This is a genomic window from Actinomadura geliboluensis, assembly GCF_005889745.1.
Taxonomy (GTDB): Bacteria; Actinomycetota; Actinomycetes; order Streptosporangiales; family Streptosporangiaceae; genus Spirillospora; species Spirillospora geliboluensis.
In genome coordinates this window covers 1-8,552 of the sequence record NZ_VCKZ01000388.1, presented here as the reverse complement: position 1 = coordinate 8,552, position 8,552 = coordinate 1, and the positions used below count along the sequence as shown (strand labels likewise).

Below are 8,552 nucleotides of genomic sequence, written 5' to 3'. Positions count from 1 at the left end.
CCCACCTGGCCCTGACCCCCGGCGCACGATCGGCCGCCCTTCGCCCAGCCCAGGTCAAGCGATTGGTTCTCTACGCGGCCTTCAAACGGCATTAGTGCGTTGTGAACGAAGGAGCACGGTCGTTGTTATCAGGGCCGCCGCGGTCCCGCCGAGCAGCATGACCGTCGAGAGGGACGTGCGGTCCACGACGATGCCGCCGACCAGCGCGCCGGTTGAGAGAGTCGCCTGGAACGACGACGTGAACAGCACGGATGCGGCCTCCGGCGCGTGCGGGGCGGACTTGATGAACCACGTCTGCGAGCAGACCGGGACGGCGCCGTAGCCGACGCCCCACACGATCAGCAGCGCGATGGCGCCCGCCTCCCATCGGCCGAGAAGAGGAAAGCTCAGCGTGGCGACCGCGATGAGACACCCGGCGACGCCGAAAGCGGCGTACGGGTGACGAGCGACCGCCGCGCCCCCGAGGAAATTGCCGAGGATTCCGGCGAGACCGTAGATCAGCAGGAACACCGTGAGCAGTTCTGACGGCACATGCGTGACCCGCTCAAGGGAGGGCGTCACATACGTGTAGGCGGCGAAATGCGCCAGGACGACGAGGAAGGTCGCCAGCAGCGCGAACCGGGTGCCGCCGTTCCGGATCATGCCGCGCAGGACGTCCAACCGCGTGGCCCGTTCGGCGGGCAGCGGCGGTACCAGTACGGCGAGCGCGATGAGCACCGCCGTGGACAGCACGCCCATCACCGCGAAACTGGCCCGCCACCCGGCCAGGTCGCCGATCAGCGTCCCCAGTGGCACACCGAGCACCGACCCCAGCGGGACGGCCGAGAAGATCACCGCGGTGGCCCGGCGCGTCGAGCCGGCGGGCACCAGCCGGCCCGCCAGGCCCGCGCCGATCGACCAGAAGCCGCCGATGACGACTCCGACCAGGACGCGCGACACGAGCATCGCCCAGTAGCCCGGCGCGGCGGCCGCGAGGAAGTTCGCCGCCGCCAGCAGGAACATGCAGGCGCACAGCATCGACCGCCGGTCGATCCGCGCCGTGGCGATGGTGACCGTGGGAGCCGCGACCGCCGCCAGGTATCCGGGCATGGTCATCATCAACCCGGCAGTCCCGTCGGAGACGGTGAAGCCGGAGCCGATGGACGTCAGCAGTCCGATCGGGAGGATCTCGGTGGTGACGATCGAGAAGATCCCCATCGTCACCGAAAGCACCGCCGCCCAGCCTGCCGTCGACGAGCGGGGCGACGTGGCAGCACCTGCTAGGGACATCGATTCCGTCCTGTGGGTGGAGAAACGCCGGTGAAAGCGCATCCCACCCAACAGCCGTCATCAGCGAAGCTCTCGCGAGTTTCCGCCGTCATCCTGCCCACCGGAGGTTGACGTCGCATTCCCGCGAAAAGCCCGCCCATTACCGCACGGTCCCGGCTGCCGTCCCCCTCTGAATGGGGCGGCATCGGACCGGCTGATCATCATGAGGACCGGCCGGCGCCGCGTAGGCTCGCCTTCGCCTTCACTCTCGTGGGCGATCGCTGACCCGCCTTCAAGGGACGGCCTCTCGTTGGTCGGGGCTTCAGAACGCGGGCTTCCGGAAGCCCTGGTCGCTTCGGTGTCCCGTCAGTTCCCGCAGCAGTAATCCGTTTGGTGTGGCACCAGGCCCTCTGCCAGCATGAAGCCCATGCGCCACCCTCTTGACACGTTGGACTGGCCGTTTTCCACCGACCGACTGCTGTTGCGCCGTGCTACCCCCGACGACCTGGACGCGACCTGGGTCTTCCGGCAACTGCCGGAGGTCCACGAATGGGTCGGGGCCGCCACGACAACGTACGACGACTACCGCGAGCGTTTTCTCCGCGAGGACCGGCTCGCAGACCTGCTCATCGTCGAAGCGGACGGCCGGGTGATCGGCGATCTGATGCTGATGGTCCAGGACGCTTGGGCCCAGGAGGAGGTCGCTGACCAGGCGAAAGGCGTCCAAGGAGAGCTCGGGTGGACGTTGGATCCGGCCTACGGCGGCAAGGGCTACGCCACCGAAGCGGTACGCGCCCTCATCGACATCTCCTTCGGCCGTCTTGGCCTGCGCCGCCTGCACGCGGACTGCTTCTACGACAACGAACCTTCGTGGCGGCTGATGGAGCGGGTTGGGATGCGCCGCGAACAGCACACGGTGAGAGACTCTCTCCACCGCACCAAGGGATGGCTCGACGGCCTCACATACGCGCTCCTGGCCGAGGAATGGCCCACTTCCAAGTGATGGACCGCCCGCCGGACGACGCCGGTGGCGTAGGTCAGGTTCTGGCGCGGCAACGGCGCCACCGGGTCAGTCGAGTCCCGAACAACCACCACGCTGTCTCGCCCTAAGGGCAGGGGGCGCGCACTCCACGCACGTCTCACGGCACGCCGCTCCGGGCGCGAATGGCTGATAGCGGCCACGCCGAATCCTGCCGACTCGGGGCAGAAGATTCCATTATGCTCGCCACATGCAGCTTGTGGCGGTTGGCGAAGCTACCCCGGCGGTCTTCGCGATCGGCCCTCAGTCCATCGGCGTATTCGCTGTCGGGCAGGAAGCCACCGGGATCATCGCTTTCGGACAGATCGCCAACGGGATGATCGCTGTCGGCCAGCTGGCGCGGGGCATCGTCGCCATCGGCCAGCTCGCCACCGGGGTCTTCGCGGTCGGCCAGGCGGCCTTCGGCGTCTTCGCCGCGGGGATGGCCGCCATCGGAGTGGTCTATCAGGCCGGGTTCGGTTTCGGCGCCACCAGCGCAATCTCGCCGAAGCTCGGATTCTGGGGCAAGCTCCACGTCAAGCGGATGTTCAACCAGCACGCCCTCGGTCCGATTATCGAGACCGGCGGCCTGCCCGGCTGGCGGGTCGTGCTCGCGACGGTCGGCACCCTGATCCTCGCCGCGGCCTGGTGGAAGATCAGCGGCGAGCCGCTCCGTACGACGATCCAGGATCTGTGATCAGAGGAAGATCAGCAGGCAGAGCATGACGACCAGGACCAGCCCGCCGAGGATGTTCAACCAGATCGGAATCCAGCCGAACAAGTCCTCACCGCCCGGCGACAACGCCGAACGCGTCTCGGCCCTGCCGCTCTTGTCCCGGAACGTCATCAGCCCGCCTCCGCCAGCCCGCCGGGCAGCAGTGAGAGCCCGGTTCTGCGCGCCTTCTCCACGCTGCGGCGCAGCGCTTCCTCGACCTGCTTCGCGTCGTCGGTGAGCCCGTCAATCTCCGCGATGGCCAGCTCGTCCCGGACGGTCCGCGCGAGCAGTTCACCATAGGCGTCGCTGTTGTCGGCCAAACGCTGCAGGGTCTTCCACTGCAGGAGTGCCAGATCGGCGGCCTTCACTTGCTCGGCGTACCGCTCGATCGCCTCGATCCGCTCCGTCACCGAGGCCGTGGCCAGCTTCAGCGCTTGGGCCTGCGGGCCCATGACCTGCGCGAGCTCGGCATTTCGGCCGGCCTGGCGGGCTGTCCGCTGCTCCTCCGACAAGCGGCTGATCTCCAGCAAGATCTGGGCGACCTCCCACTTCTGCTCTGGCAACATCACGAAGTTCCGCAGATCGTCCAGCAGGCCCTCTTTGGTGACCTCCGCGGCCAGCACCACCTGGATCGCCTGCTGGACCCGCCCGAGCAGAGCAGCCGTGGCGGTATCGAGGTCGCCGGGCAGCACATAGGAGCCGTGCAGCCGCCGCGCGAGGGCGCCGGCGCGGCCCTGCCCGCACCGGGCCAGCAGCACACCGAACGCGACGACGACCGCTCCCGACAGCACGAAGACGCCGCCGGGCGCGAGGACCAGCACCGCACCCGCCGCGACCTGCCCGATCGCTCCGGCGATCACCGCCCAGAACACCGGCCGCCTGAGCCAGCACTGCCAGAGCCAGAATACCGGCCGCCTGAGCCAGAACCGCCTGGGCCAGGTGGCCGTCCGCTGGCGCCAGTACAACGGGGCGACAACGAGGGGCAGAACAGCCCACAATGGGGCATTCCAAAGGCTGAAGAGGACGTCCCGGGGGGTCCGTCCGCCGAATGGTCCCACCGGCTGCACTCCGGCAGCGGGGTGCAGCAACTCCGGCCGCGTCTGCAGCAGGATGAGATCCTCCGCAGCGATAAGCGGGTCGAACGAGGGCTTGACGGTCACGGGCTCATCTTAAGCACTTACGTTCTCAGAAACGAAGAAAAGCCGCTGCCGGACGGACACTGTTACCCGTTGCGCTTGAGATGACTGAGCAGCGCTCCCCACGCCTCCAGGCTCAAGCCGAGACGCGGCCCATCCGGGGGCCGTCGAGTCGCAAACGCCGATCACGACGTGACGCCCGGACGCGGGCGCTCCTTGAGCTGCACGAGCAATGCCCTCCATCCCGTCCGGCCGAGGACGAGACGCGGGCCGTCCGGATCGGTCGAGTCACGAACACCCACCGCACTGTCTCGCCCCAAGGACAGCGGCGCGCACTCCACGCATGTCTCGGGGTAGCTGCCACTGTGACTGCTCTTCCGCCAGTGGGTCACCTGCTGGTCCTCTCAGCCGTGCCTGGTCGCAGGTCCCGGACGGCCTGTTCAATCCGTTCGCGAGTCTCAGTCGGGGGGAGAGCAACCCTGCTCAGTTCCGCTTGAATCGCTCGGTACGCCGAGACACCTTCATCCTCATCGAGGAAGATCCGTCGCAGGAAGCCGTCCACGACCACGATCGGGAAGTTCCCTGCTTCAACGTGCAGGATGGTGAAGGATCCGTCAACACCGGGGTTGCTGGTGGCGGCGAACGGGAGAATTCGGACATCGATGTTCGGCCACTCGGTGAGTTCGAGCAGGTACCGGAGCTGCGCAAGCATCACCTCTCTGCCGCCCATCCATTGGCAGACCGACGCCTCACCGATCACGGCATTGATCGCCAGCGGATCGGGTCGCGTCAGCGCCTCCTTGCGGGCCATGCGGTACGCCACGAGTTGGTCGATGTTGCCAGAGCTGGCGCTGGGAACGGACGTCATGACGGCGCGCGCGTACTCCGGAGTCTGGAGGAGCCCGGGGATGAGGTCAGCGTGGTAGGTGAACAGTTCTGACGAGTCCTGTTCGAGCATCACGTACTCGCCGTAGTTCGGGCCCTTGCCCGGGAGCTTGTGCCGCCGGATCCAGTCGCGGGAGGGGCCGCCGGTGGCGAGGCCGATCAGCGCGGTTCTGAGGTTGTCGTCCTCCTGGATGCCGTACATCATCAGGATGTAGTTGATCTCGTGGACTCGTGCCACGATCTGGGCGTTCTCCATCCGGCTGAGAGCGGACTCGGAGATCTTGAGGTAGGCCGCGGCACCGTCGAGGGTGAGGCCGCGGTCTTCGCGGATCTTGCGTAGTTGGACGCCGAGTCGCCTGCGGCGAACGGTCGGGGGTCGTGTCGCCATGACACTGATTGTCACGGACTCGACACAGACTGTCACGCGATTTCCAACAAGCGGGAAATCCCGCTTTACGCCTCTCCCACCGGACCGCCCTCCCTCTCTCAAGAAGACGGTTGTGGGCTCTCACCTGGGCATTCATGCTTGCGGGCGTCGATTACCGGAGGGAGTGAGGCAATGACGCCTTGTGAGGCGGAGTCCGGGGACCTGCGGTTGCTCGGGACGATCACGATGCCCGGCGAACCGAGGTCCGCGCGGGTCGCGAGGGCCTTCGTGAGCGGGGTCGCGACCCATGTGGACGGCGAGGCGCTGGCCGACGTCGTCCTCTGCGTGGACGAGCTGGTCGCCAACGCGTGCGAGCACACCGCGTCCGGCACGGGCGGGCAGGTCACCGTCGTGGTGAGCGCCCGCGAGGACGTGCTGCGCGTGACCGTCCTCGACCAGGGCGGCGCCCAGAAGCAGCCGCAGGTCCGCATCGACTCGTACGCGGAGGACGGCCGTGGGCTGTTCCTCGTCGATGCGCTCTCCAAGAGTTGGGGATCGCATCCGTCGTTGAACGGCACGGCCGTGTGGGCGGAGTTCCGCACGGTGCCGGCCGAGGACGTCAACGATGGGTGATGTGGGCGAGGACGTTCTCCCGTCCCCAGGCGCCGAGCGGAGCCAGGGCCTCGTTGAGCGAGACGCCGCGCGGCGTCAGCGAGTACTCGACGCGGGGCGGCACCTCGTCGAACACCTCGCGGTGGACGATGCCGTCCCGCTCCATCTCGCGCAGCTGGGCGGCGAGCACCTTCTCGGTCACGCCGGGCAGCTCCCTGCGCAGCTCGCCGAAGCGGTAGGGCCGCTCGTTCAGCGCCCAGAGGATCAGCCCCTTCCACTTGCCGCTGATCACGTCCATCGCCGCGTCGATCCCGCAGATGTAAGACCCCGGCCGCTGTGCCGTCCGCATCGTTCCGTCCCCTGACCTCGTCGCTGAAGTCAGGGTAACCACGCACTTCGAAGTGCGTACTTGATCATGTGCGCGGACGGGGCCGAGCCTGGACGGCATGGGACATGACTCTAAGCAGATCAGCGTGCTCGGCCTCGGCGCGATGGGCGCCGCGATCGCTCGCGCGTGGCTGGCCGCCGGATACGAGACGACCGTGTGGAACCGGACGGCGAGCCGCGCCGAGCCGCTCGTCGCCGAGGGCGCGAAGGCGGCGGCGACGGCCGCCGAAGCCGTCGCCGCGAGCGGCCTCGTGATCGTCTGCCTGCTGGACGACGCGTCGGTCGGCGAAGCCCTCGCGGACGCCGACCTCACGGGCAAGGGCCTGGTCAACATCACCACCGGGACGCCCGGTGACGCCCGCGAGCGCGCGGGATGGGCGGCCGAACGCGGGGCCCGGTACCTGGACGGCGGCATCATGGCCGTGCCGCCGATGATCGGCGTCCCCGAGTCGGGCGCCTACGTCTTCTACAGCGGGTCGCCGGAGTTGTTCGCCGAGCACCGCGACGCGCTGGGCGTCCCGGCGGCCGCCAAGTACGTCGGGGAGGACGCCGGTTCGGCCGCACTGCACGACGTGGCGCTGCTGAGCGCGATGACCAGCATGTTCGCGGGGATGGCCCATGCGTTCGCGCTCACGCGCGGGGCAACGTCGCCGAAGGAGTTCGCCCCTCTGCTCATCGAGTGGCTCACCGCCATGGCCGGCGGAGCGGACGGCATGGCGGAGCACCTGGAGAGCGGCGACTACACCTTGGGCGTGACGTCCAACCTCGCCATGATGGTGCAGGGCAACAGGACGCTGCTGCGCACGGCCGAGGAGCAAGGGGTCAGCCCCGAACTCCTCACCCCGTTCATGGCACTGATGGAACGCCGCCTCGCCGACGGCCACCCCGACGAGGGCACCACCGGCGTGGTCGACCTGCTGCTCCGCGGAGCCTAGGGCGTCTCGGGAAGGGGACGATGATGATCGTACGACCGGCCGAACCCGCCGATCTGCCGACGCTCGCGCCGCTGTGGCGGGCGGCCTGGCACGACGGCCACGACGGTCACGTCCCCGAGGCGCTGATGAAGGCGCGCGGCCCCGACCACTTCGCCGACCGCGCCGAGACGTACCTGGCCTCCACCCTCGTCGCCGCCGGGGACGACGGCCGGATCCTCGGCCTGATCATCCTCGGGGACGACGACGGCGAGGTGATCCAGTTGGCCGTCGACCAGTCCGCGCGCGGGCAGGGCGTGGGCGGAGCGCTGCTGCGGAGCGCGGAAGACCGGTTCCGGGGACGGCACCGCGAAGCATGGCTCGCGGTCGTCCCCGGCAACGCGCGGGCCCGGCGCATGTACGAGCACCACGGATGGCGCGACACCGGCCCGATCACCTACCAGGCCCCCACCGCTACCGGCACCGTCGACGTCCCCGTCCACCGCTACGTCAAGGACCTAACGCGCCCCGAGAAGGTCTAGGCGATCTTCTCCAGCGGGTCGCCGGAGTCGTCAGGCGGGCACCCCATTTGGAGCCGGTTGGTAGGGGCCGAAATCTTCCCAGTCGGACCAGTCGCCGTCCCTTGCGACCTGCCATACATGCCACAGGTGATTGTCGGTACCGCGCACGAACACCTCGATCCGACCATCAGCCGAACTATGCGCAGCCGGATCACCCGCCACCGTCAGCAACGCCCCATTCGGGAGGGGCCGATGCCGACCAAGATCCTGCCAATTGGACCAGTCACCATCCCGCGCAACCTGCCACACATGCCACAGATGGCCATCCGCACCACGCGCGAACACCTCGATCCGACCATCAGCCGAACTATGAGCAACCGGGTCGCCCACAACCGTCAGCAAGTCACCATTCGGGAGCGGACGGTGCCGACTGAGATCCTCCCAACTCGACCAGTTGCCCTCGCGAGCGACCTGCCAGACATGCCACAGATGGCCGTCCGCACCACGCACGAACACCTCGATCCGGCCATCAGCCGAACTATGCGCAGCCGGATCACCCGCCACCCTCAGCACATCACCATTCGGAAGCGGCCGATGCTGACCAAGATCCTGCCAATTGGACCAGTGGAGCGCCCCGGGTTGGGTGGAGGCCCTGAAACCTGGAAGGGTGAGGGGCTATGGCACCCCCGAGAAAGTACTCCGTTGAGCTGCGTGAACGCGCGGTCCGTATGGTCTTTGAGCTGCGCGAGCAG

At 68.1% G+C, this 8,552-nt stretch carries 13 protein-coding genes; 6 read left to right on the top strand and 7 right to left on the bottom strand.

The genetic code is table 11. The annotated features are described in order from the left end of the window. Positions 1–81: 81 nt before the first annotated feature. Positions 82–1,197, bottom strand: a complete 1,116-nt coding sequence (locus ETD96_RS35870) for an MFS transporter (protein ID WP_240808478.1) — start codon at positions 1,195–1,197, stop codon at positions 82–84. 478 nt (positions 1,198–1,675) lie between these two features. On the opposite strand from ETD96_RS35870, the gene ETD96_RS35865 reads away from it, so the two are divergent. Further along, positions 1,676–2,251, top strand: coding sequence for a GNAT family N-acetyltransferase (locus ETD96_RS35865; protein WP_138640917.1), 576 nt, complete (start codon positions 1,676–1,678; stop codon positions 2,249–2,251). A 226-nt stretch (positions 2,252–2,477) separates the two neighbouring features. After that, entirely contained in the window at positions 2,478–2,963 is a 486-nt protein-coding gene (locus ETD96_RS35860) for a hypothetical protein (protein ID WP_138640916.1), read from the top strand. Here the strand turns inward: ETD96_RS35860 and ETD96_RS45295 are convergent, their stop codons facing one another. The 4 genes from ETD96_RS45295 to ETD96_RS35845 all read right to left on the bottom strand — a co-directional run bounded on the left by ETD96_RS45295 (position 2,964) and on the right by ETD96_RS35845 (position 5,390). Then, a complete protein-coding gene (locus ETD96_RS45295; RefSeq protein WP_171069389.1) occupies positions 2,964–3,113 on the bottom strand; it encodes a hypothetical protein in 150 nt (49 codons plus the stop codon). Further along, positions 3,113–4,141, bottom strand: coding sequence for a hypothetical protein (locus tag ETD96_RS35855; protein WP_138640915.1), 1,029 nt, complete (start codon positions 4,139–4,141; stop codon positions 3,113–3,115). The genes ETD96_RS45295 and ETD96_RS35855 overlap by 1 nt, the downstream gene beginning before the upstream one ends. A gap of 161 nt (positions 4,142–4,302) precedes the next feature. Next, on the bottom strand, positions 4,303–4,509 hold the full coding sequence (locus ETD96_RS35850) for a DUF397 domain-containing protein (protein WP_138640914.1): 207 nt from the start codon (positions 4,507–4,509) through the stop codon (positions 4,303–4,305). Beyond that, positions 4,506–5,390: a helix-turn-helix domain-containing protein gene (locus tag ETD96_RS35845; protein ID WP_138640913.1), complete on the bottom strand. Its 885-nt coding sequence runs from the start codon at positions 5,388–5,390 to the stop codon at positions 4,506–4,508. Before ETD96_RS35845 ends, ETD96_RS35850 begins: the two co-directional genes overlap by 4 nt. A gap of 171 nt (positions 5,391–5,561) precedes the next feature. Between ETD96_RS35845 and ETD96_RS35840 the strand changes: the two genes are divergently transcribed. Next, a complete protein-coding gene (locus ETD96_RS35840) occupies positions 5,562–6,002 on the top strand; it encodes an ATP-binding protein (RefSeq protein WP_240808476.1) in 441 nt (146 codons plus the stop codon). Here ETD96_RS35840 and ETD96_RS35835 read toward each other — a convergent pair. Then, positions 5,989–6,330 carry a winged helix-turn-helix transcriptional regulator gene (locus ETD96_RS35835; RefSeq protein ID WP_138640912.1) on the bottom strand — a complete coding sequence of 114 codons (342 nt, stop codon included), beginning with the start codon at positions 6,328–6,330 and terminating at the stop codon, positions 5,989–5,991. The two genes, ETD96_RS35840 and ETD96_RS35835, sit on opposite strands and share 14 nt — an antisense overlap. 97 nt (positions 6,331–6,427) lie before the next feature. Between ETD96_RS35835 and ETD96_RS35830 the strand changes: the two genes are divergently transcribed. Beyond that, a complete protein-coding gene (locus ETD96_RS35830) occupies positions 6,428–7,303 on the top strand; it encodes an NAD(P)-dependent oxidoreductase (protein ID WP_138640911.1) in 876 nt (291 codons plus the stop codon). Between the two features lie 23 nt (positions 7,304–7,326). Then, positions 7,327–7,821, top strand: a complete 495-nt coding sequence (locus ETD96_RS35825) for a GNAT family N-acetyltransferase (RefSeq protein WP_240808475.1) — start codon at positions 7,327–7,329, stop codon at positions 7,819–7,821. Positions 7,822–7,851: 30 nt separating this feature from the next. Here the strand turns inward: ETD96_RS35825 and ETD96_RS48430 are convergent, their stop codons facing one another. After that, the gene (locus ETD96_RS48430) at positions 7,852–7,968 is read right to left on the bottom strand and encodes a DUF8189 domain-containing protein (protein ID WP_478209498.1); all 117 of its coding nucleotides are present in this window, start codon (positions 7,966–7,968) and stop codon (positions 7,852–7,854) included. Between ETD96_RS48430 and ETD96_RS46175 the strand changes: the two genes are divergently transcribed. Then, the coding region (locus tag ETD96_RS46175; RefSeq protein ID WP_205719608.1) for a hypothetical protein at positions 7,939–8,552 on the top strand (614 nt) is incomplete at its 3' end. The genes ETD96_RS48430 and ETD96_RS46175 overlap by 30 nt on opposite strands.